This window comes from Pinirhizobacter soli (assembly GCF_015905305.1).
GTDB lineage: Bacteria > Pseudomonadota > Gammaproteobacteria > Xanthomonadales > Rhodanobacteraceae > Pinirhizobacter > Pinirhizobacter soli.
In genome coordinates, this window is record NZ_JADZLQ010000001.1 from 638,910 (window position 1) to 662,186 (window position 23,277).

Sequence of the window (23,277 nt, forward strand, 5' to 3'; positions counted from 1 at the left end):
TACGCAGGTTCTCCCGCCGACGCGAATATCCTCATAAGATCGCCACCATGCACGCGAATCGATCCTGGGCCAGCTCCGGCCCCTTCCTCGGCCTGGTCTACTTCCTTGCCTGGGTGGCGTTGTGGCCCGGCCACCAGCCTTATTGGGTACTACCCTTCGGCTTCCGCTTCGGCGTGCTGTTGCTTTCCCGCAGCCGTGCGTGGCCGTGGGTCATCGGCGCGGAACTTGCCGCCAGCGCGTTCTGCGACTGGCGCGCGGGAAGCCATTTCGGCGTGCTCGGCTTCGTCGCCGGCGACATGCCCGAACCCCTGATCGTGGCCTTCACCCTGTGGCTGCTCCGCCGCGCCCACCTGCACGCGAGCCTCGACGATCCCGATGGCGTGGCCCGCCTGCTGCTTTCGGCCATGCTCACCGCGCTGGCGGCGACCGTGGGCAATGCCACGATCCTTGCCGCCCTGCATCCGGCATCGGCCTTCCAGGCCTTGACCGATTCGCTCGGCAGCGACCTGTTGGGTTACTACCTGGGCGTGCTGCTGGTGGTGCCGGTACTGGTGTTGCTGGTACGCGAACGCCCCGGCCGCCAGGCCATGGCCGCGCTCGCCATCGACGGACTGCTGGTGTTGCTGCCGGCGCTGGCGATCCTGATCACGCTCACCGAATACTCCCCGCACGCCCAATATGCCCGCGTGCTGTCGCTGGCCCCCGGCCTGTTCTTCGCCTTCCGCCATGGCTGGCGCGGCGCCACGCTGTCGATGCTGATCATCAGCGTCGGCCTGAACCTCACCGAGAGCATGACCGGGCTTGGCGCCCCCACGGCGGCGGCCCACCTGTTCATCGCGGTGGCGGGCACCGGTACGCTGATGCTAGGCGCCGCCACCGACGCCTTGCGCCACAGCAGCGAACGCGTGGCCCAGCAGAACTCCCACCTGGCCGAGGCCAACCGCCGTCTGGACAAACTCGCCCGGCAGCTCCGGGACGCCGCGCGCGGCAACCTGCAGGCAGAAGAAACCCAGCGCCGGCACATGGCTCGGGAACTGCACGATGAGCTGGGCCAGAACCTCACCGCCATCCAGACCCATCTGAAGCTTGCCCAGGGCCGCTTGCGTGATGCGGGGCTGGACGACATCAGCACCTCGATCAACGGCATCCTGGGCTTCATGCGCCGCGCCCTGCACCGCATGCTCGACAGCCTGCGGCCTTCGGTCCTGGACGAATTTGGCCTGGACCGTGCCCTGGACGAAGGCCCGCTGCGAGACATGCTGGCCGCCGCAGGCGTCGCCTATCACTTCGACATGGTGGGCGACCCCCGCACCCTCGACGACGACACCCGCACCGCGATCTACCGCATCGTCCAGGAGAGCGCCACCAACGTGGTCAGGCATTCGCACGCCCAAAACCTGCTGGTGCGCCTGCGCATTGGTCAGCGATCCGGAAGCACGCTAGCCCTTTTGAGCGTTCAGGACGACGGAGACGGCCTACCAGCAGAACCGGTCTTCACGGGCGGCCGCGGCCTGAAAGGCATGCGCGACCGGATTACCGCGCTCAGTGGCAGCTTCCGCATTCAGCCTTCAGTTAAAGGCTTGCATTTCAAGGTTTTGCTGCGGAGCGACGGCGTCAACGTGAAGCCGGCGCCGGACAGTCTCGTGTAGGAAAAACCTTATAGGAATTATTCCGATACCGGGAAAGTGAAGAGCTCGTTAGGATGCCGCCATCGATGTGGGGGAGCCACTGTCGAAAGACAGTGAGCCCAGATCGCTCGTGGGGACGGGCGATCTGATGAGGCGACAGGATGTCAGCCTCGCCGGTGAAGTCGGCCGCCGAAGCGAACGAGCAACTCGTTTGCAATGGCGCTGGATATACCGGACAGCCGTTGGTGGGCAGGAGCCCTCCGGCGGCTTTTTTTTGCTTGGTGTTGGGGGTGGGGGGGGGTGGGGCGCGGGGGGGGTGTGACCCTGGTCGCTAAGTCCTCGTCGGGCTGCGCCCTCCTGCGGAAGCGCTCTCAGGGTCACACCCCCGCCACTCCCCTCCACTCGGCCGACAAGCCGACCATCGCTTGCGCAACGCGTTGACTGAGCGACCTAATCGCAGGCCTTCGTACCCTGCTCTCCCCACAGCCCGCCTAGCGTCCGGGGGAGCGGTTGGGTGGCGGCGTTTTCGTCACGCTTCCGCAGGAGGGCAAAGCCCGACGAGGACTTAGTGACGAAAACGCCGCCACCCGGCCGCTCCGAACCGCCACGCTACAGGCCAGCTAGCGGCGCTTCTTGGGGCGGACGTAGAGGACCAGGGAGTGGTCTTCGATGACGTAGCCGTGTTTCTCGGCGATCTCGTGCTGGAGGCGCTCGATCTCTTCGCTGACGAACTCAATCACTTTTCCGCTGTCAACATCGATCATGTGATCGTGGTGCTTGCCGCGGTCCAGTTCGTAGACGGCCTGTCCACCCTCGAAATTATGCTTCATGAGGATTCCGGCCGCCTCGAACTGGGTCAGCACCCGGTACACGGTGGCAAGGCCGATGTCCTCGGCGTGGGACAGCAGGTGTTTGTAGATATCCTCGGCGGTCAGGTGGCGCGCCTCGGAATCCTCGAAAATCTGCAAGATCCGCATCCGGGGATGGGTGACTTTCAGGCCCGCCTTGCGCAATTCCCTGGTTTCCTGATCCATCTGTCTCACCCCTCTTGAAAGCACGGTGCCTTAAGGCGCTTAGTGTATCATCCAACGCTTTACGATCCGGACGCACTACGCATGCAAAAGCTCCTCCGCACGCTGGGCATGGCAATCCTCGCCTCCTCGGTTGCCGCCTGCGGGCTCGTTTACGTTCCCGACGTGCAGCAGGGCAACCTGCTCGACAAGAAGACCGTCGAGCAGCTCCAGCCGGGCATGACCAAGCGCCAGGTGCTGGTGCTGATGGGTTCGCCCTCGGTGAGCTCGCCGTTCTACCAGAACCGCTGGGATTACGTCTCCACCGTGGCCCACCGCGGCGGCACCATGAAGGTCCGGACCTTCAGCCTGGCCTTCAACAACGACGTGCTGGTAAGTACCAAGGGCGATTTCTTCGCCGCCGACGCCGAGGCCATCCTGAAGGACCAGAAAAAGTACCACCAGGATTACCCGACCACGGAAACCAAGGGCGACAAGAATACCGATCCGGATGCCAAGAAGAGCGACGACGGTGGCTTCGGCAGCGGCAGCGACGACGACAAGAAGTAAGGCGTCAGCGCCCTGAAGCCCGCCGACGGCGGGCTTCCTTCGGATCGAGGGTAAGCGGGCGGTAAACCTCAACCCGGTCACCATCGGCCAATACGTGGTCGCCTTGTACCCGCCGGGAAAACACCCCCAGTGCTGCGGCAGGCGACCAGCCGGCCAGGGCCACCGCCTCAGCGGCGGTAGTGCCCCGGGGCACGGTAAGCGCCAGCACCTCCTGGCGATCAGGGAACGCCCGCGCCACCTCGATGGCGATGCACTCAACCATAGATGCGGGCGGCCTCGGCGCTGAAGTCGTCCACCATCCTTGTGGCCAGGGCCTGGAACCCCATCTTCAGCACGCTGCTGCCGATTCCGGCGTATTCGAAATCCAGCAGCAGCCCTACCTTGCAGCCGTGCTCGCCCAGGGCTGTGAATTCGAACAACCCTTCCAGTGAAGTAAACGGCCCCTCGACGAAATGCATCGCAAGGCGATGGGGCCGCTCGGGGGTATTGCGGGTGGTGAACGACTGGCGGATACCGGCGAATTTGAGGTCCAGCCGGGCCACCAGCACGTCACCATCGCGCTCGATCACGCTGGCGGCGTCACACCAGCCGAAGCGCTTTGGGTATGCTTCGACATCGTTTACCAGGTCGAACATCTGCGCTGGCGTATAAGGCACCAGCGCGCTGCGGCGGATTTCGGTCACGGAACCACGCATCCTTTTGGGAGCGGCCCAAGGCCTGCCCCACCATGAAAGAACACCGATTTTAGCGAAGATGGCCAAGCAAAAAGACAAGGACAAGGCAGCCGGGGGCACGATCGCCCTGAACAAGCGCGCCCGTCACGAATACCACATCGACTCCCGCCACGAGGCAGGCATCGCCCTGCAAGGCTGGGAACTGAAGGCGCTGCGCGCCGGCCGCATCAACTTCACCGACAGCTATGCGGTGGTATTGGGCCGCGAGCTGTTCCTGGTCGGCACCTCCATCCCACCGTTGATCCAGGCCTCCAGCCACGTCATCGCCGAGGACCGCCGCACGCGCAAGCTGCTGCTGCACCGCGCCGAGATCGACACCCTGATGGGGTTCGTCGAGCGCAAGGGCTACACCCTGGTGCCCACCGCCATGTACTGGAAGGGCAACAAGGTGAAGGTGGAGATCGGCGTGGCCCGCGGCAAGCAGGAACACGACAAGCGCGCCTCGGAGAAGGAGCGCGAGTGGAAGGTGGACAAGCAGCGCGTGATGCGTGCGCACAACCGCATGGGCTAACGGCCCGTTCCGCGACTAGCTGAACGGAGCTGCGGCGGCGCTTGGGTAAACACGCCGCGGCCCTATATACTGGCAACGGCTTTCAAAGCTTTCCCCGGGGGTGTCCTGGCTTCGACGGGGGTAGTGCGATCGCCTGGTGCATGCCGAGGGGGTGACTTTCCTCGTTAAACCAGTCGCAAAACCCATAATTGCCAACGATAGCAATTACGAAGTGAATCAGGTGGCTCTCGCCGCCTAATTCTGTGGCCCCATAAAGGCCCTTCCCCGAACCGGTCTTGTGCTCATGCTCGCCGGTGTAGGGTCATTATCATGAGACAGTCCAACGTTGCCGGCCCGGCGGCTGCGGATTAAATCCAACGGGCTGGTTACCTGGTGCGCTTAGCACGCCGTGCTGTCAGGTAACGAGATCCAACGGTGAGCTAAGCATGTAGAACTGGGGGTTAAACGCCTTCGGACGCGGGTTCGACTCCCGCCACCTCCACCACGTTAAGTCAAAACCCCTTGCTCATCGCAAGGGGTTTTTTCTTGCATGGCGTTCGTGACTTTACGCACTCATGCACCAGAGGGAACTTTTTCCCGACCGGGAAGCCGTCCGCGCAAGATGGGACCAGGCATGTGCAGAACTGCTTCGGGCGTGCCGGCAACAGCGCGACTGCCAAGACGACGCCGCCGGAGCTTTTGAAACTTGGGTCTTCTCCGCCCAACCCACGATCGCCTATCTCGTGATCGAGGCGGACGGCGCGGCCTCTTGGGCATTGGGCGACACGCCGCTGCTCGAGCCCATTGAGAAACCACATTTTAAGTTGACCGGCGACAGGTTGACCGTCTTCTCGGATGGCGACGAGCGATCCTTTCCCGTGCCTACGGAGCGAATGGCATCCCTGCAGGCTTTGCGGCGCCGGGGCGTCGTCCTGGGTGGAGCCCAGCCAATGCGACCCCTGGTACGTCGCATGTACTGATTCCACTGTCTTTTCTCCGCGCAACCTTTCCGGCCCGTAGGCGCACTCACCTGTTCTACCGCGGGAGCCGGCCGGTACCCGATATGAAGGTCAAGTTTGCCCATCAGCTGCGTGCGATTGCCGCGCTGTCGGTCGTTTTTTACCACTACTGGGGCATCTTTTTTTCGCCTGCCGTGCGCGCGATCATCGGCGTGCCGGCAAGCTTTGTACCGGTAAAACCCTGGTACACGCAGCTCGTCATGTCGCCTGGACAGGGCGGGCTTCTCTACGGCGTTTTCGGCGTCGGCGTTTTCTTCCTCATAAGCGGGTTTGTCATACCCATTAGCCTGCGGAACATTTCGACGGGCGCCTTCCTGGTGAGGCGGTTCTTTCGCATCTACCCCGTCTATTGGTTCTGCCTGCTGATAAGCCTTTCCATGTACTTCATCTGTTCCTGGTATTGGCACACGCCTTTGTCGGACAGGATCAGCTTGAAGTACCTGCTGGAGACCCTGCCACTGCTGCACAGCGTGACGGGCATCCCTTCCCTGGATTTCGTCTGTTGGTCGCTGGCCGTGGAAGTGAAGTTCTACGTGATCTTCGCGCTGGTATTGCTGGTCGGCGGAAGGAGCGCCCATAAAGTGCTCGCGCTATCGATCGGCTTTCTGATCCTGTGCTGCCTGGCGGCTTTCCTTGCCGCGCATGGCTCGAACCCGGCATCCATGATGTCGCTGCTGACGTCGGACATGAAGTTCATGACCTTCATGTTCCTGGGCTGCCTGTTCTACTACGTCCTGTATGACGAGCTCTCAGTGCCGGCCGCGCTGGGCTACGGAGCCATCATCTACGTCCTGTTCCTGATGATCACCTCGTCGTACGAGGGCAGCATCGGTGGACCGCTTGCGAGGAATTACACCTACGCGCTGGTTCTATTTTCCATGTGCTATGTGCTCAGGAACAGGTTCCGGAACAACAGGGTCCTGGATTTCGTGGCGGACATCAGCTTCCCGCTATACCTGCTTCACTCGACGATCGGATATGTCGTCATGTCCATCCTGATCGACCAAGGTGTTTGGTTTACGCTCGCCTGGGTCATCAGTCTTGGCCTGGTCCTTCTTGTCGCATTCGGTGTCCATAGGTACGTCGAAGTTCCCGTCAACGCTTTTGGAAAGAAGGTATCGAACCTCGCGGGAAGGTCGCCCAAGCCAGTGCAGAGGGACACTCTTTCACTCGAAGGCTCGCCCTGATGCCAGGCACCGAACGCGCTGCAGGCGGACGTCCAGACGTCCGCCCGATCTTGCGGCTTGACACGCAAGGCGACCCATGTGAACCATGCCGGACCCCACCCCCGGATTTCGTCATGCCCGCCCGTCCACCGCTCGCCATCGTCTACGAGCACCCTGAGTGGTTCAAGCCACTCTTCGCCACGCTTGATCGGCGCGGCATCCCCTACCGCGCCATCCGATTCGAAGACCACCTGTTCGACCTCGCCGACCGCACGCCGCCGGCGCCGGTGATCTTCAGCCGGCTGGCCATGAGCTCGTTCCTGCGCCAGGACGAACACCCCATCTTCTATGCGCAGGCGCTTTACGCGCATTGGGAATTGAATGGCGCCCGGGTGATCAACGGCACCCGCGCGCTCAGCGTGGATGCTTCCAAAGCCCGGCAGATGGCGGTGATCCAGGCCCAGGGCTTGAGCATTCCCGCCACGCGCGTGGTCCATCGCCGGGCGGACCTGGAAGCGGCGGCCCAGGGGCTGCGGTTCCCGGTGATCGTGAAGGTGAACATCGGCGGTTCGGGCAGCGGCGTGGTTCGCTACGACACGCCGGACGAGCTTCGTGCGGCGGTCCTTGCCGGCACCACGCCGACGGGCATCGACGGCGTTTGCCTGGTGCAGGAATATGTGCCGGCACGCAATGCTCAGGCAGTGCGCATGGAAACGCTCGACGGCAAGTTCCTTTATGCCATTGCGCTGAACACCGACGGCGGCACCTTCGACCTGTGCCCAGCGGACTTCTGCCTGGTCGACAAGCCGACGGTAAGCGCGGTTGAATTCAAGCCCGATGCCGAAACCATCCGCGAAACCGAAGCCATCGCCCGCGCATCGAACATGGACATCGGCGGCATCGAGTTCATGGTGGACGACCGTGACGGCACGCGCCGCTATTACGACATCAACGGCCTGTCGAATTTCGTCGCCGATCCGCTGAACGTGCTGGGCTGGGACCCTCACGAGCAGCTTGCCGACTACCTGCAACAGGCCATCCACACGTACCAGGGGAAAGCCGCATGAAGTACGGATTCTGGGCGCCGGTCTTCGGCGGCTGGCTGCGCAATGTGCGCGACGAAAACATGGAAGCCAGCTGGGACTACTTCAGTCGGCTTTGCCGTCGCGCCGAGGAGATCGGTTACGACCTCACGCTGATCGCCGAGCTCAACCTCAACGACATCAAGGGCGTCAAGGAGCCCGCCATGGACGCCTGGTCGAGCGCCGCGGCGCTGGCCGCCGTCACCAAGCGGCTTGAAATCATGGTGGCGGTGCGTCCGAACTTCCATCACCCGGCGCTGTTCGCCAAGGCCGCGGCCAATATCGACAACATCTCCAACGGCCGCCTGGCGCTGAACGTGGTTTCGTCGTGGTGGGCCGATGAAGCCACCCAGTATGGCCTGCAGTTCGACCAGCACGACGATCGCTATGGCCGCACGGCCGAATGGCTGACGGTGGTCGATGGCTTGTGGTCGCAAACGCCCTTCAACCACCAGGGCGAGCGTTACCAGCTTACCGACGCCATCTGCGAGCCGAAGCCGAAGTCATCGCCACGGCCCACGATCTACGCCGGCGGCGAATCGGAAGCGGCGAAGAACCTCATCGCCAGCCGCTGCGACGCGTATGTGATGCACGGCGACGAACCTGAAGTGATCGCCGAGAAGATCGCCGACATGCGCGCGCGCCGCGAGAAAACCGGCCTGCCACCGATGATCTACGGCATGGCCGCCTACGCCGTCGTCCGCGACAGCGAGAAGGAAGCCCTGGCTGAAGTCGAACGCATCACCACGCTCGACCCGGATGCCCCGGGCTTCGCCAATTTCGACCAGTGGCTGTCGGGGACCCAGCTCGAGCGCGAGCTGAAGATCCGCGAGTATTCAGTGTCCAACCGCGGCCTTCGACCAGGCCTGGTCGGCACCGCGGCGCAGGTGCGCGATCGCATCAAGGCCTTTGAAGATGCCGGGCTTCACCTCCTGCTGCTGCAGATGAGCCCGCAGCTGGAAGAAATGGAGCGCTTTGCCGCCGAGGTGATACGCAGGCACTGAACTACGGAAGGTTCAGACCTTCCTGTAGCGGAAGCACTCCTTCACGTGGTCGTTGACCATGCCGGTGGCCTGCATCCAGGCATAGACGATGACGGGGCCGACAAACTTGTAGCCCCGTTGTTTCAGCGCCTTGGACATGGCCACCGAATTTTCGGTCTGCGCCGGCACCTGGGCCGTTGATGTCCAGCCGTTGCGAAGCGGCTTGCCCCCGGCGATGCCCCAGGTGAATTCGGCAAAATCCTCGCCCGCTTCCTGCATGTCGAGGAAGGCCCGTGCATTGCCCACGGTGGCGGCGATCTTCGAGGCCGAGCGGATGATGCCGGCGTTGGCCATCAGGCGGTTTACGTCGCGCTTGCCGTAACGGACGATCTTTTCCGGGTCGAATCCGTCGAAGGCCTCGCGGAACGCGTCGCGCTTGTGCAGGATGGTCTTCCACGACAACCCTGCCTGGAAACCGTCCAGGACCAGCTTCTCCCAGAGCGAGCGGCTGTCGTGGATGGGCACGCCCCATTCGGTGTCGTGGTAGTGGCACATCTTTGGATCGATACCCGCCCACGCACAGCGAACGACTTCCTTAGCCATGGCTTCCCAAATCCCCACACCGATATCGGCAATGGCTTGCATTGTAGTGCCTCGGCCCAGCTACCATGAGGGCGCTTTCCAAGGGGATGCGAGAACGGCATGCGCAGGGCATACCAAACACTGGCGGGGCTCGTCATGGGCCTGGCTGCCAACGCTTACGGAAGCACCCTGGTGGTGCACGTGGATGATGGGCACGGGCGTCCGGCCGATAGCGCGGTGGTCACGCTTCAGTCTCCCGGTGGCGATGCGGCCGCGGCCGTGCCCGCAACGGCCACGCACACCATCGACCAGCGCAACGAGACCTTCATACCTTACGTGGAGGTCATGCGACCCGGCGAACAGGTGGTCTTCCGCAATTCGGACAACACCCGCCACCAGGTGTATTCGTTCTCCGAGCTCAAGCGGTTTGAATACGTGCTGCGCCCGGGCACCAGTTCCCCGCCGCTGACCATCGAGGGCAGCGGCATCATCGCCGTGGGCTGCAATATTCACGATGAGATGATCACCTACCTGTTCGTCACCAGCGCACCGGCGCGCGTGACAGGCAAGGACGGCAACGCGCAATTCGAGGGCCTTGCGCCCGGCAACTACCAACTGCGCGTCTGGCACCCGCAGCTCAAGCCCGGCGACCAGGGCGCCCGGCTGGAAGCGGTCGTCGCGGAGGGCAGTCCCGCCGCACCGCTGAATGTCCACCTGACCTTGCTCCCGGATCCGCGGGCCAGCATGGACCGCGAGCACATGGGGTACTGACCGGCCATGCCACACCTGGGCTTCCGCCTGCGGGTTGCGCTCTTCTTCGTCGCGACCATCATCGCCGTGCAGGCGCTGACGGCGGGCCTCGGCTATGAGGTAGCGCGCCGCGAGCTGGTACGCCAGGGCGGCACCCAGCTGGAAGCGAACTCCAACGCCTTCGTGGCGCAGATGGACGACATCGCGACAAGGGTGGCCTCGTCGGTCCAGGTGCTCTCGCAAGACTACGGGCTGCGCTCGGCCATTGGCGAGCAGGACCACGGCACGGTGCTGTCGATCCTGCGCAACCATGGCCGCCGGGTCGGCGCCACGCGCATGCAGCTGGTGGGATTGGACGGCAAGGTCCAGGCCGACACGGCGCATCCCGGAGCGGCCGCCGCGCCGTTTGCCAGACCCACCCTGTTGCAAGGCGCCTTCGATGGCCGCAAGGCAGCGGTCGTGGCGGAGGACGGCGCGGTGTTCTGGCAGGTGATCGTGCCCATCTATGCCCCGCAACCGGCCGGCCTGGTCGTGGCCAGCGTTCCCATCGACGACAAGCTGCTGTCGCATATGCAGGAGCTCTCCACCCTGCCCCGCGACGTGGAAATGATGACGCGGCCAGCGGGCAAACCGTGGTCGGTGGTGGCCCACGGCGGAGGCGAGGCGCGGCTGCCTCCCGGGTTCTTCGCCGGCAACGACCATTTCCCGGATGCACCCGTGCTTGCCCAGTCCGGCGGACGCGAATACCTGGTGCTGGCGCGCAGTTTTCCCCAGGCAGCGGGCGATCCGGAGGTTGCCGCCGTGCTTGGCTATTCGCTGGACGAAGCCTTGCGCCCGTATCGTTCGGTATGGCTTACCTGGGCCGGGCTGCTGGTGCTGGGCCTGGTACTGGGAGTGCTCGGCTCGCTCTTGATCGCCCGCAGTGTTTCCAGGCCCGTGGAGGCACTGGCCGCCGCGGCCCGTCGAATCGAAGCGGGCGATTACCGGGCGCCAGAGGGCATACGGCGCAATGACGAGATCGGCCAGCTCGCCACCAGTTTCCAGGCCATGACCGCGGCCATCGGCCAGCGCGAGGAGCGCATTCGCGAGCAGGCGCTGCACGATGCGGTGACCGGGCTTCCCAACCGGGTGGCCAGCCAGGCGGCGATCGACCGCCCCCGCGCCACCTCCGAGGCGACCCTGGTGATGCTTGGCATTACCCGCCTTCCGGACATCATCAAGACCGTGGGCCATGCCCTGGGCGACCGGCTGATGCATGACGCAGGCCGCCGCCTGTCGGACCTGGCCGGATCGCGTTTCGTCGGGCGCGTGTCCGATACGCAGTTCGTGCTGTGGCTTCCCGATGCCGGCCGTACCCGTGCCACGGAGCTTGCCTCGCGCCTGCTCGATGCCCTGGGCCGACCCTTCGTCGAAGGCGACTTCAGCATCGACATGGGGCCGGCCATCGGCATCGCCTGTGCCCCGGGGGACGGTGAAGACGCCGCCACCTTGCTGCGCCATGCGGAGGTCGCCCAGTTCGCCGCGGCAGGGTCCGCGCGCGGCCTGGCGTTCTACGATGCCGCCACCGACCCGCACCGCCCCGATCGTCTGTCGCTGATGGGCGACCTGCGCGAAGCGATCGACCAGGGCCAGCTCGCCCTGCACTACCAGCCGAAGCTGGACCTTGCCAGCGGACGCGTCATGGCGGCCGAAGCACTGATCCGCTGGCAGCACCCGCGGCGCGGCCTGGTGCCACCGGACGCCTTCATCGGCGTAGCGGAGGAAACCGGCAACATCGGCCGCCTGACCCGCTGGGTGATCAACGACGCCCTGGCCCGCGCCCGAGCGTGGACCGACGCGGGGCATCCCATCAACATCGCGGTGAACCTTTCCGCGCGCGACCTGGAAGACCCCGACCTCACCCGCCGCATCGGCGACCTTACGGCCCTGCACGGCGTGCCCACGTCGATCCTCACCCTGGAGGTCACCGAAAGCGCCGTGATAGCCGATCCCGCCCGCGCCCTTCAGGAACTGCGTCGGCTTGCCGATCTAGGGTTCAAGATCGCCGTGGATGACTTCGGCGTCGGCCAATCCTCCTTCGCGTACCTCCGCCAGATGCCTATCCACGAACTGAAGATCGACAAGACCTTCATCCGCAACGTAGCCCACGACGAGGGCGACCGCGTGGTGGTGAGGTCAATCGTGGACTTGAGCCATCGGCTGGGCCTGCGCGTCACCGCCGAAGGCGCCGAAGACTCAGCCGCACTGGACTACCTGCGTGAAGTCGGCTGCGACTGCGCCCAAGGCTTTCACATCGCCGCTGCCATGCCGGCCCCGGCCTTCGCCGAACGCTTCCTGGTCGACGGCTCGACGGCATGATGGCCCCGGCCAGCGTTCGCGGCGTCGTCCTCGCCGGGCTCGCGTTCGCTGGTAGCGCGGCATCGGCACAGGACGTGAAAATCCATGCCTTCCTCGATGGACGCCTGGTGGATGCGCCCTCGCCCACCAGCTTTACCGAAGGCGGCTACGGCAAGACGCGCTACGGCAGCGGCGACACCCGCCTGCAATTTGGTGGGGGCGGCCTGATCGTGACGGCCCAGGCCACTCCTTCGCTATTGGGCCTGGTGGACGTGCAGGCGCAGACCACCGATCACCGCATGCTGGGCCTGGTGGAAAGTTACCTACGCTATCGCCCCGTGTCGCTCTCGCCATGGCGCTGGTCGCTGCAGGCCGGGGTGTTCTTCCCGCCGGTGTCGCTGGAGAACGACGGCATCGGCTGGACCAGCCCGTGGACCATCACGCCCTCGGCGATCAACAGCTGGGTGGGGGAAGAACTGCGCGATGTCGGCGTGCAGGGACAACTTCAGTGGCGCGGCCAAAGCAGCTCACTTGCTGCCACCGGCGCGCTATTCCGTCGCAACGAGATCGCAGGCAACATCCTGCCCACCCGCGGCTGGTCGCTCAGCGACCTGACCTACGGCCTGGGCGAACGCATCCGCCTGCCGGACCAGCCCAGCGAAAATGGTCAAGCGCCCACCGAGCGCTACGATCCCTTCCGCCGCGTCACCAACCAGATCGGCTGGCACGCGGACCTCACCTGGCGCGCGCCGGGCAATACGCGCGTGACCCTGCTGCGCTGGGACAACGGCGCCGACCCGCATGCATGGGTGCCCTATGAAGGCGGGGACCGCCTCTATGCCTGGCGAACGAAGTTCTGGTCGCTTGGCGCCACCACACAATCGGGCCCCGTCACCTGGATCGCGCAGGCCATGGAGGGCGGTACGCTGGCGCTGCCCGGGACTCGTCACGTGCAGACACACTTCCGCTCCGCCTTCGTGCTGGTGGGCTGGAACCAGGGCGCCTGGCGGCCTGCCTTGCGCTTGGAACACTTCAGCACCGACAACGACTCCAGCTTCGGCGACGGCGGCGAGCACGGCAACGCGGTGACGGCGGCACTGGCGTGGCGTCCGCACGACTGGCTGCGCATCACCTATGAATTGATGCGCGTGGACAGCTACCGCTCGTACCTGGCAAGCACGGGCCAATCGCCCAGCGTCAAGGCCACCCAGATGCAGGTAAGCGCGCGCCTGTTGTATTGACCGGCCTTGCCCGAGGGGGGCACCATCGGTGATCCCCGCGCCCAAAGGCATCCCCATGCGCTGCAAGCCCTGGCTCATCATCCTCGTCGCCGCGCTTGCCGCGTGCAGCTCCAGCCACAACGACACCCAGGCTCCGGCGGCCGCATCCACCGCGCCGGCCAAGGCTTCAACCGCGCCGCCGCCCCCGGTTCCGGCGGTGCCGCCCGGCTCGCATACGTTCCAGGCGGCTATCAACGCCGACGACTTCTCAGCCCACCTGCGTACCATCGCCTCGGACGAATTCGCCGGCCGCAAGCCCGGCACCATCGGCGAACGCCTGACCACAAACTACCTGGTGGAGCAGTTCAAGCGCATCGGCCTTACGCCCGGCGTGAAAGGCGAATGGTTCCAGGCCGTTCCGGCCGTCACCACGACCTTGGAGCACCAGGACACGCTCAAACTTGATGTCGCCGAGGGCGGCGGTACCGAATCGTTCGCCTTCGCCAAGGACATGGTGGTCGCCACGCTCAATGCATCGGCCCACGTGGAACTGAAAGACTCCGACATCATCTTCGCCGGCTACGGCGTGGACGCGCCCGACCAGCAGTGGAACGACTTCGACGGCGTAGACGTGAAGGGCAAGACGGTGGTGGTGCTGGTGAATGACCCGGGCTGGAACGGCACCGATAAAGCGCTGTTCAAGGGTCGGGAAATGACCTACTACGGCCGCTGGACATACAAGTACGAAGAGGCTGCACGCAAAGGCGCCGCCGCCGTCTTCATCGTGCACCAGACCGAACCGGCAGGCTACGGCTGGAACGTGGTGGAATCAGGCTTCTCCATGCCGCGGCTCGACCTTCCGGTGAGCGAAGACCCGGCCCCCCGCATGCCCATCGCCGGCTGGCTCACCCTCGATGCCGCCAAACGGCTCTTCGCCAAAGCCGGCAAAGACTTCGACGCGCTTTCAGCCCAGGCCAACCAGCGCGGTTTCAAGGCCGTGCCCCTGGATGCGAAGGCGTCCATCACGCTCGACAGCACCATCGGTACGTCCATTTCCAGCAACGTCATCGGCGTACTGAAAGGCAGCAAGCACCCGGACGAAGCCATCGTCTACACCGCGCACTGGGACCACCTGGGTACCGATCCTTCGCTCAAGGGCCACACCATCTACAACGGCGCGGTCGACAACGGCACCGGCATTGCAGCGATGCTGGAGATCGCCGAGGCGTTCGCGGCGAAGAACCCGCACCCGGAGCGCAGCATCGTGTTCGCCGCAGTGACGATGGAAGAATCGGGGCTGCTGGGCTCGAAGTACTACGTGGCGCACCCGGTGTTCCCGCTGGCCAAGACGGTGGCCGACATCAACATGGATGCGATAGACATCATGGGCCCGACGCACGACATGTCGGTGGTGGGCCTGGGCCAGTCGCAGCTCGATGATGTACTGAAGGATGTCCTTGCTTCCCGTGGTCGCGTGGTCAGCGGTGACGACGCGCCGGAAAAGGGCCACTACTTCCGCTCAGATCATTTCAACTTCGCCAAGGCCGGCGTGCCGGCGCTTTCCGCCGGTGGCGGCGTGGACATGGTCCAGGGCGGCAAGGCGGCCGGCGAAGCCGCCGTGGCCGACTACGTCGCCCATCGCTACCACCAGCCGGCCGACGTCTTCGACCCTCGCTGGGACTTCACCGGCGTGCTGCAGAACGTGCAGGCCTATTACGACGTGGGGGCGAAGCTGGCCGACAGCGACGTGTGGCCAGCGTGGAGCGAAGGCAGTGAGTTCCGCGCGGCGCGCGAGGCGATGCTTGCCAAGCCTGCGGCGAAGGCGAAGAAGAAGCACTAGAAGTTCCACTGCAGCTGCACACGCGCCACGTTGGCCCGCACCCGCGGGTACGGCGCCTGGCGCGTGTTGGTGCGGCGCATGTTGGCGTAGGCAACGGCGATTTCCAGCGCATTGGACGGCTGCCATTCCACGCCAGCTTCCAGCTCGTCGACCAGCATGCGCGGGGCATTGGTGTCGAACTTCGCCGCGCCCCGGTATGTTTGCCACTTCAGGTAAGGCGTCAGCACGCCATAGGCGCCCGTGCGGCGCAGCATCGCCTGCACGTAACCGCCGCGAAGCGAGCGGGTACGGATGCGCTGCTGCGCGACATCCAGCTGCGGTCCCTCACCGACCGTCCACTCCGCCTGCAGGCCGAAAGGCTGCGGATACCAGATCACGTGGGCGGCGACCCGGCGATCGGTGGAGCCCTGGATGCCAGCATCAACCGCAGGGGTAAACGAAGTGCCATCGATCTTGATCGACGTCGGCGTCCCCACCCGGTACTGGCCTGCATAGGCATCGGCGCCCACTTGCACGAACTGTCCAGAAGACAGCTTGAACGGCCAGGTGGCATGCAACACCACATGGCGCCGGTCGTTGCCCTCCGCGCGGTTGGCGCCCTGGCCGTTATAGACGCCCAGTCCAAGTACGCCATAGTCCCCGCTTCCCTTCAGCCCCGACTTGGTGAGTTCGCCAAAGCGCTGGGCGGCAACCTTCGGAGAGTAATAAAGGAACACTCCAAGATCGCGCTCGTCGCGCACGCCGGCATTGAGCGCGTCGGCGCGATCAGGTGCCAGGCGGTTCTGGCTCGACTGCAGGTTCTCAAAGCCATAAGGCACTTTCGACTGCCCGGCGCGCAAGCGCCATTCACCGGCGCGGTCAAGATTGATATCGGCATAGGCATCGCGTAGCTGGCCGAAGTTGGATGTCGATGAACCCGTGGGCGTACTGCCGAAGTCCGGCTGCAGGTAGACGAATACGCGCTCGCTCACCTGGCCGCTGATGACCAGGCGAACACGTCGCAGCCCAAACGACTGGTTCGCACCCAGGAACCGATCTCCCGGCGTCGCCAGCCGAGCTTCATCACCTGAAAGCACCTGGTTGTAGCGCATCTGCACATAGCCGCGAAGCTGCAGGCGTTCATGCCAAGGCCCGACAGGCGGCTTGACCGCCGCGACCCTGGCCGTGGAGGCCGAGACGGTTGTCTCGGCGGGACGGTGGTCGCCGTCGGCCGGGGCGGTGGCCGCAGACGGCGCAGCGACGTTCGCTGTGGCGTGGCTCGTGGCAGCGGGCTCGTCGACCTTGCGAAACGCTCCCAGCCGGGTCCGGCCGGGGCCCGGTTCGGCGAAGATCTGCCGGGTCTTTTGATCGACGTAAAGCTCAACGTCCGCCTCGGCGGCATTGACGTTCGACATGGCGGCCAACAGGCCCACGGCCAGGATGCTTCGTTTCATGCTCACGTTCCTTGTGTCAACGGCGTCGCCTATCCTGGCGACAAGGGCGGACGGTACGATGCGGATGTTTCGGCGTAGTGACAACGAGCGCAAAAGGCTGCGAAAACAATCGCAGCAGAATCAGCGGTTTATACATTTTGCCGAAAATTCATAGTTCAAACCCACCGTTCCTGCGGCGATAATCCGATCTCGGCCGCCCTAGGGGAATCCATGGCGCGCCGGCCAACCCCTTCCCAATAAAAAGATCCACGCCGATGCCCACCGCCTCCCAGCGCCTGCCGCGCCGCGCCCGCCTTGCCCTGTCCCTCGCCGCCGCCTTCGCCGTACCTGCGTTCGCCCAGGACACCGCCACCGCCCCGCGCGCGGACAAGCCCGCCACCTTGCAGACGATCACGGTAACGGCGGAAAAACGGGTGGAAGACATGCAGAAGGTGCCGATCTCGATGACGGTGCTGCCGGCGGACAAGCTCGAGGCCTTCGGCCAGGCCGGTGACGGCGTGCTGCAGCTGGCTTCGCGCGCGCCCAGCGTCTACGCCGAGACGTCCTACGGAAGGGAATTCCCGCGCTTCTATATTCGCGGCCTGGGCAACAGCGACTTCGACCTCAATGCCTCGCAGCCGGTGTCGATGGTGTACGACGATATCGTGCAGGAGAACCCCATCCTGAAGGGCTTTCCCCTGTTCGACCTGGAACAGGTCGAAGTACTGCGCGGTCCGCAAGGCACGCTGTTCGGACGTAACTCCCCGGCGGGCGTGATCAAGTTCGAATCGCGCAAGCCCACGCAGGAAACCACAGGGTACGCCCGTGTGTCCTATGGCTCGCTCGGCACCGCCAACGCCGAGGCCGCCATCGGCGGCGCGCTTTCCTCCGCATGGTCGGCACGCATCTCGGCGCTCGCCCAGCATCGCGACAACTGGATCGACAACACCTTCAAGGGCAAGAACGACGACCTGGGTGGCTACAACGACCGCGCCGTGCGCGTGCAGGCACTGTACGAACCCAATAGCGATTTCAACGCGCTGATCAACGTGCACGCCCGATGGCTCGACGGCAGCGCCATGGTGAACCGCGCCAACGCCATCGAACTTGGCGAACCCAGCTTCGTGCCCGGATTCGACCGCGACAAGGTGGCCCAGGACGGCAACAACAAGCAGCACCTGTTCACCTGGGGCAGCAATCTGCACCTGAACTGGAAGCTTGGCGACTTGAACCTGACCTCGATCACGGGCCTGGAACGCGCCACCACCTACAGCCTGGGTGACGTCGACGGCGGCTACGGGGCCGTATTCGCGCCGCCCAGCGGCCCAGGCGTGATCCCCTTCCCGTCCGAAACCGCCGACGCGCTGCCGAAGGACCGCCAGATCACCCAGGAAATACGCCTGTCCAACGACCAGACCGAGCGCCTGAAGTGGCAGACCGGCGTGTATTACTTCGATGAAGATATCGCCATCGATAACTTCTCGTACGACACGCTGGCCAACCACGCCCTCAACGACTGGGCGCAGCAGTCCCAGCGCACCAAGGCATGGGCGGTGTTCGGCTCGGCCGACTACGATGTCACCGATCGCTTCGACATTCGCGCCGGCGCCCGCTTCTCGCACGACAAGCGCGATTTCTCGGCCAGCCGCGTGTTCGGTTTCGATGGCCCGCTTAGCCCGCTCACCGCCAAGCCCACCGATGCCCGCTGGAGCGGCGACATCACCGGCAGTTACGCCATCAGCGACAAGACCAATGCCTACGTGCGCGTGGCCAACGGCTTCCGCGCGCCCAGCGTGCAGGGCCGCCTCACCTTCGCCGACACCATCTCCACGGCCAAGCCTGAAACCATCACTTCGTACGAGTTCGGCATGAAGACGCTCGCCGCCGACGGCAAGCTGCGCTTCAACGCCGACATCTACAAGTACAACATGCACAACGAACAGCTCACCGCGGTGGGCGGCGCCACCAACGTGACGCAGCTGCTCAATGCGAAGAAGACCGAAGGCTACGGTGCCGAGTTCGATGCCGAGGCTTACCTCACTCCGAACTTCATCGTCACCGCCGGCGGCAGCTACAACCATACGGAACTGAAGGACCGGAACCTTGCTGTTGCGATCTGCGGCTCAGGCTGCACGGTGCTCGACCCGCTCAACGCCCAGGGCAACGCCCTGATCAATGGCAACGTGCTGCCGAACTCGCCCAAGTGGATCGGCACCTTTACTGCCCGCTACGGTATTCCCTATGGCGACAACGGCGAATTCTTCGTCTACACCGACTGGAACTACCGCAGCGAGATCAACTTCTTCCTGTACGACTCGGCCGAATACCGTTCCAAGGCGTTCCTCGAAGGCGGCTTGCGCCTGGGCTACAACTGGGACTTCGGCAAGCGCGAAGTGGCGCTTTACGGCCGCAACATCACCGGCAAGGAAGTGATCACCGGCGCGATCGACTTCAACAACCGCACGGCGTTCGTCAACGACCCGCGCGTGATCGGCATCGAGTTCCGCGCCGAACTGTAAGGAGCCCATCGGGGTCAGAGTGATTACACTGACCCCGATCGACGACACCGCTTTAGATCACCGAAGCCTTGCCGCCATCCATCGGGATGATCGCGCCGGTGACATAGCTGGCGAGGTCCGAGGCGAGGAAGAGCGCGACGTCTGCCACTTCCGAAGGCTCGGCCATTCGACCCATGGGGATCTCGCGCAATTGTTCGGCGAGGAGGTCCTCGCGGTCGCGGCCCGTGGCGCGAACCGAAGCATTCAGGCCCTCCTCCACCCGGCCAGTCCTGGTCAGATCCGGGTTGATCGCGTTCACGCGCACACCACGCGCCGCATACGCCTTGGCGTAACCCACGGTGGTCAGCATCAAGGCGGCATTGGCCGATCCGCCAGCGATATGCATGATGTTGGCCCGCCGTCCACCCTGCCCCACGATGTTGACGATGCTGCCTCGGCCGCGTTCGGCCATGCCTCGAATCAAGGGCTCGATGGCATTGACGTAGGTGTAGTACTTCGCGGCGAAGGCCTGTTCGAATGCGTGCAGGTCGAGCTCGTCTGGCGGATAGCGCCGCGCGGCGCCAGCGGAGTTGACCAGAACATCGACCGGGCCCAGTTCGTGCGCGATTCGCGCGAGCGTTTCGCGCGCCGCTACGGCGTCGGAAAGATCCGCATCGTAGATGGCCAGGTCCAGGCCATGGCCGTGCAAATCCCCCTGGGCAAGCTCCAGGTGTTCCCGGCTGCGGGAAATGCCCGCCACGAGGGCTCCTTCCCGGGCAAATGCCGTTGCGCAGGCCAATCCGATGCCTTTACTGGCGCCGGTGACCACCACGATGCGCCCTTCCAGACCGCTTCGCATGCCTTTTCCCCGGTCGATATCACGCCCCGAGCATGCCCAAATCGCCCCTCGAATGCCAGATGCACCAGTTAACTTTCTGGTTTGAAAGGGTTTTTCAAATATAGGCCATTAGTCATGGTGACTTTTTCAAAAAATTCCTTGACGGCTCGAAACATGGTGTTATAGTTCACTACAACACCGGTCACCCACAGCACCACCAGAGGACATCACCATGAACCGCATCAACGCCACCGCCGCCGTCGCCTCCCTGCTGATCACCTTCGCCAGCGTCGCTGCCGTCCGTGACACCACCAACTACGCCGCCCCCGTTGCCCACGTCGCCGCCGCTTCCGCCGCCCGCTTCATCAACGGTATCGAAGTGACCGACCTGGCCCCGATGACGGTCACCGCCACGATCACCACGCTGGCCCCCATCGTCGTCACCCCCGACGCCGAGTAACGCAGCTTCCTTCCGCGGAGAACACCCATGAAAGCGCCGAACCCCATCGCCATGGCCGTCTCGACCCTGCTAGTCGGAGCCACCCTGTTCGCCTTGCGCTCCGCAGACATCGAATTCCCGGCCCCGGCCCAGCCGCTGGCTTCCGTCATCGACGGCATCAAAGTTACCCAGTTCCAGACCATCGTCGTCCGCCCGACCGCAGCCCAGATGGGCGCGACAGGCGCACTGCACCGGGGCAATGGCGCAAGCGCGCTGGCCCGTGATGCAAGCGACCAGGCCCTGGGAATGATCGGATCACAACTGGCCATGCCCTACTATTCGTTTGGCACGGCACTTCGCCCCGCAGGCAAGGAATAACCCATATGACCGTTACCTGGAACGACAGCGTCCCGATTTATCGCCAGCTGCACGAACGCGTGGTGGCGATGATCCTGGACGGCGCCCTGAACGAGGGCGACCCGCTGCCGTCGGTGCGCCAAGTGGCAGCGGATTTTTCCATCAATCCGCTGACCGTCTCGAAGGCGTACCAGGAGCTGGTCGACGAACAACTGGTTGAGAAACGGAGGGGATTGGGCATGTTCGTTATCGATGGCGCTCGCGAAGCGCTGCTTAAATCCGAGCGGGAGCGTTTCCTGCGCGAAGAGTGGCCGATTGTGCTGGCTCGACTGCAGCGCCTTGGGCTGGACCTCAAGACCCTGCTGCGCGACCTGCCTGAAGGCGGCAACGCGAAGGAGACCCCATGAGCACCGTCATCAGTGCCAACGGCCTGTCCAAGACCTACAAGGACTCCAGGGCGCTGGCCGGCGCCAGCTTCCAGATCCAGTCCGGCCGCATCGTCGGACTGATCGGCCCCAACGGGGCGGGCAAGACCACGGCGCTGAAGGCCATCCTGGGCCTGACCGATTTCGACGGCGAGCTTTCCGTGCTGGGCATGGACCCGCGTCATAGCCGCGGCAAGCTGATGGAGCAGGTGTGCTTCATCGCCGATGTGGCGGTGCTGCCGCGGTGGCTGTGCGTGAAGGACGCCGTGGATTTCGTCGCCGCCGTGCACCCCCGCTTCAGCCGCGCCAAGTGCGAGGCCTTCCTGGCACGCACCAAGCTGACGCCGCGGATGAAGGTCAAGCAGATGTCCAAGGGCATGATCGTGCAGATGCACCTGGCCCTGGTGATGGCGATCGACGCCCGCCTGCTGGTGCTGGACGAACCCACCCTGGGCCTGGACCTGCTCTACCGCAAGCAGTTCTACCAGAGCCTTTTGGAAGATTACTTCGACGAGGACAAGACGATCCTGATCACCACGCACCAGGTGGAGGAAATCGAACACATCCTCACCGACCTGATGTTCATCCGCGACGGCCGCATCGTGCTCGATGCCGACATGGACGCCGTGGGCGAACGCTTCTGTGAAGTGATGGTGGGCGCCGAACGCGCCGCCGAGGTTCGCGCGCTCAAGCCGCTCGACGAACGGCAGGTGTTCGGCAAGAGCATCTTCCTGTTCGATAACGCCGATCGCGGGCATTTGTCCACGCTCGGGGAATTGCGCCGGCCGTCCATCGCCGACCTCTTCGTCGCCACCATGAAGGGAACCTACGCATGAACACCCTCTACTGGCTCGTCAAACGCGAAATCTGGGAACACAAGGGCGGCTTCATCCGCGCCCCCCTGATCGGCGGCGCCATCTTCCTGGTATTGAACCTGATGACCCTGATCGCCGGGGAAGTCGTCTCCGGGCAGAACATCCGCTTCGGCGGCAATTCCATCCGCGAACTGGGCCGGATGCTCGACGAGAAGCAGCTGGCGATGGTGGGCATGGGCCTGGATACGGCCATGCTGTTCTCCACCGCGATCATCTCGGTAGTCATGGGCTTCGTGGTGTTCTTCTACTGCCTGGGCGCCCTGTACGACGATCGCCGCGACCGCAGCCTGCTGTTCTGGAAATCACTGCCGATCAGCGACACGCAGACGGTGCTGTCCAAGGTGCTGGCTGCCACCATCGTCGCCCCGGCCGTGGCCTTCGTCACCGGCGTCGTTGCCGGGGTCATCACCCTCTTGATGTATGCCACTGTGTTGTCGATGCATGGCCTGGGCGTGTGGCAGCTGTTGACCCTGGCCCATCCGTTCCGGGTGATCGCCAACCTGATTGCCAGCATCCCGATGTACTTCCTGTGGGCACTGCCGACCGTGGGCTGGCTGCTGCTGTGCTCGGCCTGGGCCAAGTCCAAGCCCTTCCTGTGGGCGGTGGCGATCCCGGTGGTCACTGGCGTGCTGATCTGGTGGGTGCAGCTGATGGGCCTGTTGCCTTCGAGCAACTTCTACTGGAGCCAGTTCCTGCCGCGTCTGTTGGGTAGCGTGTGGCCGGGCAGCTGGTTTGCCGCCGCCCACCACGCCAGCAACAACGTCAGCCTGGGCATCGGCCTGGATGGTGTGGAAAACCCGGACAACCCGATGGTGCAGTTCCTGAGCCTGGGTAACCTGTACGCCACGCTGGGAACCACCACCGCCTGGATCGGCCTGATCTGCGGCGTGGCGCTGATTGCCGGCGCCGTCTGGATCCGCCGCTGGCGCGACGATACCTAGCGGGCACTGAAATCTAAATGCTTCCAAACCGCCGGTTAGCCGGCGGTTTTTTTTTGGAAGCTCGCCCAGGCATTCCGGACA

At 64.3% G+C, this 23,277-nt stretch carries 22 protein-coding genes and 1 other RNA gene; 17 read left to right on the forward strand and 6 right to left on the reverse strand.

Annotated elements, in window-relative coordinates; genetic code table 11:
* The first annotated feature begins 47 nt into the window (after positions 1-47).
* Positions 48-1,649 (forward strand): MASE1 domain-containing sensor histidine kinase, encoded by a 1,602-nt coding sequence (locus tag NDK18_RS02425; RefSeq protein WP_250622704.1) that lies wholly within the window; start codon positions 48-50, stop codon positions 1,647-1,649.
* 599 nt (positions 1,650-2,248) lie between these two features.
* On the opposite strand, the gene fur is transcribed toward NDK18_RS02425, so the two are convergent.
* Positions 2,249-2,662, reverse strand: a complete 414-nt coding sequence (gene fur / locus NDK18_RS02430; RefSeq protein WP_250622703.1) for a ferric iron uptake transcriptional regulator — start codon at positions 2,660-2,662, stop codon at positions 2,249-2,251.
* Between the two features lie 81 nt (positions 2,663-2,743).
* Between fur and NDK18_RS02435 the strand changes: the two genes are divergently transcribed.
* Positions 2,744-3,208 (forward strand): outer membrane protein assembly factor BamE, encoded by a 465-nt coding sequence (locus tag NDK18_RS02435; protein ID WP_250622702.1) that lies wholly within the window; start codon positions 2,744-2,746, stop codon positions 3,206-3,208.
* A gap of 4 nt (positions 3,209-3,212) precedes the next feature.
* On the opposite strand, the gene NDK18_RS02440 is transcribed toward NDK18_RS02435, so the two are convergent.
* Together NDK18_RS02440 and NDK18_RS02445 are read right to left on the reverse strand one after the other, a co-directional pair.
* Complete coding sequence (locus NDK18_RS02440) at positions 3,213-3,470, reverse strand: RnfH family protein (RefSeq protein WP_250626995.1); 258 nt, start codon at positions 3,468-3,470, stop codon at positions 3,213-3,215.
* Positions 3,463-3,891, reverse strand: a complete 429-nt coding sequence (locus NDK18_RS02445; RefSeq protein ID WP_250622700.1) for a type II toxin-antitoxin system RatA family toxin — start codon at positions 3,889-3,891, stop codon at positions 3,463-3,465. The genes NDK18_RS02440 and NDK18_RS02445 overlap by 8 nt, the downstream gene beginning before the upstream one ends.
* A 70-nt stretch (positions 3,892-3,961) precedes the next feature.
* On the opposite strand from NDK18_RS02445, the gene smpB reads away from it, so the two are divergent.
* From smpB to NDK18_RS02470, 5 genes are all read left to right on the forward strand, one after another.
* Positions 3,962-4,453: an SsrA-binding protein SmpB gene (gene smpB / locus NDK18_RS02450; protein ID WP_250622699.1), complete on the forward strand. Its 492-nt coding sequence runs from the start codon at positions 3,962-3,964 to the stop codon at positions 4,451-4,453.
* Positions 4,454-4,549: 96 nt separating this feature from the next.
* Positions 4,550-4,937, forward strand: a transfer-messenger RNA (tmRNA) gene (ssrA, locus tag NDK18_RS02455).
* Between the two features lie 558 nt (positions 4,938-5,495).
* Complete coding sequence (locus NDK18_RS02460) at positions 5,496-6,638, forward strand: acyltransferase family protein (protein ID WP_250626996.1); 1,143 nt, start codon at positions 5,496-5,498, stop codon at positions 6,636-6,638.
* Positions 6,639-6,751: 113 nt separating this feature from the next.
* The gene (locus NDK18_RS02465) at positions 6,752-7,684 is read left to right on the forward strand and encodes an ATP-grasp domain-containing protein (protein ID WP_250626997.1); all 933 of its coding nucleotides are present in this window, start codon (positions 6,752-6,754) and stop codon (positions 7,682-7,684) included.
* Entirely contained in the window at positions 7,681-8,703 is a 1,023-nt protein-coding gene (locus NDK18_RS02470; protein ID WP_250626998.1) for an LLM class flavin-dependent oxidoreductase, read from the forward strand. Before NDK18_RS02465 ends, NDK18_RS02470 begins: the two co-directional genes overlap by 4 nt.
* Before the next feature lie 12 nt (positions 8,704-8,715).
* Here the strand turns inward: NDK18_RS02470 and NDK18_RS02475 are convergent, their stop codons facing one another.
* Positions 8,716-9,285 carry a DNA-3-methyladenine glycosylase I gene (locus tag NDK18_RS02475; RefSeq protein WP_250622695.1) on the reverse strand — a complete coding sequence of 190 codons (570 nt, stop codon included), beginning with the start codon at positions 9,283-9,285 and terminating at the stop codon, positions 8,716-8,718.
* A gap of 99 nt (positions 9,286-9,384) precedes the next feature.
* Here NDK18_RS02475 and NDK18_RS02480 point away from each other — a divergent pair, with 99 nt between their 5' ends.
* Genes NDK18_RS02480 through NDK18_RS02495 form a run of 4 tightly spaced genes read left to right on the forward strand, consistent with a single transcriptional unit; the run spans position 9,385 to position 15,411 of the window.
* On the forward strand, positions 9,385-10,035 hold the full coding sequence (locus NDK18_RS02480; protein WP_250626999.1) for a carboxypeptidase regulatory-like domain-containing protein: 651 nt from the start codon (positions 9,385-9,387) through the stop codon (positions 10,033-10,035).
* A gap of 6 nt (positions 10,036-10,041) precedes the next feature.
* Positions 10,042-12,372 carry a putative bifunctional diguanylate cyclase/phosphodiesterase gene (locus tag NDK18_RS02485; RefSeq protein ID WP_250627000.1) on the forward strand — a complete coding sequence of 777 codons (2,331 nt, stop codon included), beginning with the start codon at positions 10,042-10,044 and terminating at the stop codon, positions 12,370-12,372.
* Positions 12,369-13,592 carry a hypothetical protein gene (locus NDK18_RS02490; protein ID WP_250627001.1) on the forward strand — a complete coding sequence of 408 codons (1,224 nt, stop codon included), beginning with the start codon at positions 12,369-12,371 and terminating at the stop codon, positions 13,590-13,592. The genes NDK18_RS02485 and NDK18_RS02490 overlap by 4 nt, the downstream gene beginning before the upstream one ends.
* 55 nt (positions 13,593-13,647) lie before the next feature.
* Positions 13,648-15,411, forward strand: a complete 1,764-nt coding sequence (locus NDK18_RS02495) for a M28 family metallopeptidase (protein ID WP_250627002.1) — start codon at positions 13,648-13,650, stop codon at positions 15,409-15,411.
* On the opposite strand, the gene NDK18_RS02500 is transcribed toward NDK18_RS02495, so the two are convergent.
* Positions 15,408-16,844, reverse strand: coding sequence for a porin (locus NDK18_RS02500; RefSeq protein WP_250627003.1), 1,437 nt, complete (start codon positions 16,842-16,844; stop codon positions 15,408-15,410). The two genes, NDK18_RS02495 and NDK18_RS02500, sit on opposite strands and share 4 nt — an antisense overlap.
* 254 nt (positions 16,845-17,098) lie before the next feature.
* Here NDK18_RS02500 and NDK18_RS02505 point away from each other — a divergent pair, with 254 nt between their 5' ends.
* On the forward strand, positions 17,099-19,342 hold the full coding sequence (locus NDK18_RS02505; RefSeq protein ID WP_250627004.1) for a TonB-dependent receptor: 2,244 nt from the start codon (positions 17,099-17,101) through the stop codon (positions 19,340-19,342).
* A gap of 52 nt (positions 19,343-19,394) precedes the next feature.
* On the opposite strand, the gene NDK18_RS02510 is transcribed toward NDK18_RS02505, so the two are convergent.
* The gene (locus NDK18_RS02510) at positions 19,395-20,180 is read right to left on the reverse strand and encodes an SDR family NAD(P)-dependent oxidoreductase (protein ID WP_250622688.1); all 786 of its coding nucleotides are present in this window, start codon (positions 20,178-20,180) and stop codon (positions 19,395-19,397) included.
* A 211-nt stretch (positions 20,181-20,391) separates the two neighbouring features.
* On the opposite strand from NDK18_RS02510, the gene NDK18_RS02515 reads away from it, so the two are divergent.
* From NDK18_RS02515 to NDK18_RS02535, 5 genes are read left to right on the forward strand one after another with little or no spacing between them, the layout of a single operon-like run.
* Complete coding sequence (locus NDK18_RS02515) at positions 20,392-20,619, forward strand: hypothetical protein (RefSeq protein ID WP_250627005.1); 228 nt, start codon at positions 20,392-20,394, stop codon at positions 20,617-20,619.
* A gap of 27 nt (positions 20,620-20,646) precedes the next feature.
* Positions 20,647-20,976: a hypothetical protein gene (locus NDK18_RS02520; protein ID WP_250622686.1), complete on the forward strand. Its 330-nt coding sequence runs from the start codon at positions 20,647-20,649 to the stop codon at positions 20,974-20,976.
* Positions 20,977-20,981: 5 nt separating this feature from the next.
* The gene (locus NDK18_RS02525) at positions 20,982-21,362 is read left to right on the forward strand and encodes a GntR family transcriptional regulator (protein ID WP_250622685.1); all 381 of its coding nucleotides are present in this window, start codon (positions 20,982-20,984) and stop codon (positions 21,360-21,362) included.
* Positions 21,359-22,216 (forward strand): ABC transporter ATP-binding protein, encoded by an 858-nt coding sequence (locus NDK18_RS02530; RefSeq protein ID WP_250622684.1) that lies wholly within the window; start codon positions 21,359-21,361, stop codon positions 22,214-22,216. The genes NDK18_RS02525 and NDK18_RS02530 overlap by 4 nt, the downstream gene beginning before the upstream one ends.
* The gene (locus NDK18_RS02535) at positions 22,213-23,196 is read left to right on the forward strand and encodes a hypothetical protein (protein WP_250622683.1); all 984 of its coding nucleotides are present in this window, start codon (positions 22,213-22,215) and stop codon (positions 23,194-23,196) included. Before NDK18_RS02530 ends, NDK18_RS02535 begins: the two co-directional genes overlap by 4 nt.
* The last annotated feature ends 81 nt before the right edge of the window (positions 23,197-23,277 follow it).

What these genes read in the sequence shown, in the direction of transcription:
- NDK18_RS02465 (WP_250626997.1), top strand. Translation starts at nt 6,752, where the DNA reads ATGCCCGCCCGTCCACCGCTCGCCATCGTCTACGAGCACCCTGAGTGG.
- NDK18_RS02495 (WP_250627002.1), top strand. Translation starts at nt 13,648, where the DNA reads ATGCGCTGCAAGCCCTGGCTCATCATCCTCGTCGCCGCGCTTGCCGCG.
- NDK18_RS02520 (WP_250622686.1), top strand. Translation starts at nt 20,647, where the DNA reads ATGAAAGCGCCGAACCCCATCGCCATGGCCGTCTCGACCCTGCTAGTC.
- NDK18_RS02475 (WP_250622695.1), bottom strand. Translation starts at nt 9,285, where the DNA reads ATGGCTAAGGAAGTCGTTCGCTGTGCGTGGGCGGGTATCGATCCAAAG.
- smpB (WP_250622699.1), top strand. Translation starts at nt 3,962, where the DNA reads ATGGCCAAGCAAAAAGACAAGGACAAGGCAGCCGGGGGCACGATCGCC.
- NDK18_RS02525 (WP_250622685.1), top strand. Translation starts at nt 20,982, where the DNA reads ATGACCGTTACCTGGAACGACAGCGTCCCGATTTATCGCCAGCTGCAC.
- NDK18_RS02505 (WP_250627004.1), top strand. Translation starts at nt 17,099, where the DNA reads ATGCCCACCGCCTCCCAGCGCCTGCCGCGCCGCGCCCGCCTTGCCCTG.
- NDK18_RS02510 (WP_250622688.1), bottom strand. Translation starts at nt 20,180, where the DNA reads ATGCGAAGCGGTCTGGAAGGGCGCATCGTGGTGGTCACCGGCGCCAGT.
- NDK18_RS02460 (WP_250626996.1), top strand. Translation starts at nt 5,496, where the DNA reads ATGAAGGTCAAGTTTGCCCATCAGCTGCGTGCGATTGCCGCGCTGTCG.
- NDK18_RS02485 (WP_250627000.1), top strand. Translation starts at nt 10,042, where the DNA reads ATGCCACACCTGGGCTTCCGCCTGCGGGTTGCGCTCTTCTTCGTCGCG.
- NDK18_RS02490 (WP_250627001.1), top strand. Translation starts at nt 12,369, where the DNA reads ATGATGGCCCCGGCCAGCGTTCGCGGCGTCGTCCTCGCCGGGCTCGCG.
- fur (WP_250622703.1), bottom strand. Translation starts at nt 2,662, where the DNA reads ATGGATCAGGAAACCAGGGAATTGCGCAAGGCGGGCCTGAAAGTCACC.
- NDK18_RS02470 (WP_250626998.1), top strand. Translation starts at nt 7,681, where the DNA reads ATGAAGTACGGATTCTGGGCGCCGGTCTTCGGCGGCTGGCTGCGCAAT.
- NDK18_RS02500 (WP_250627003.1), bottom strand. Translation starts at nt 16,844, where the DNA reads ATGAAACGAAGCATCCTGGCCGTGGGCCTGTTGGCCGCCATGTCGAAC.
- NDK18_RS02480 (WP_250626999.1), top strand. Translation starts at nt 9,385, where the DNA reads ATGCGCAGGGCATACCAAACACTGGCGGGGCTCGTCATGGGCCTGGCT.
- NDK18_RS02435 (WP_250622702.1), top strand. Translation starts at nt 2,744, where the DNA reads ATGCAAAAGCTCCTCCGCACGCTGGGCATGGCAATCCTCGCCTCCTCG.
- NDK18_RS02530 (WP_250622684.1), top strand. Translation starts at nt 21,359, where the DNA reads ATGAGCACCGTCATCAGTGCCAACGGCCTGTCCAAGACCTACAAGGAC.
- NDK18_RS02440 (WP_250626995.1), bottom strand. Translation starts at nt 3,470, where the DNA reads ATGGTTGAGTGCATCGCCATCGAGGTGGCGCGGGCGTTCCCTGATCGC.
- NDK18_RS02425 (WP_250622704.1), top strand. Translation starts at nt 48, where the DNA reads ATGCACGCGAATCGATCCTGGGCCAGCTCCGGCCCCTTCCTCGGCCTG.
- NDK18_RS02515 (WP_250627005.1), top strand. Translation starts at nt 20,392, where the DNA reads ATGAACCGCATCAACGCCACCGCCGCCGTCGCCTCCCTGCTGATCACC.
- NDK18_RS02535 (WP_250622683.1), top strand. Translation starts at nt 22,213, where the DNA reads ATGAACACCCTCTACTGGCTCGTCAAACGCGAAATCTGGGAACACAAG.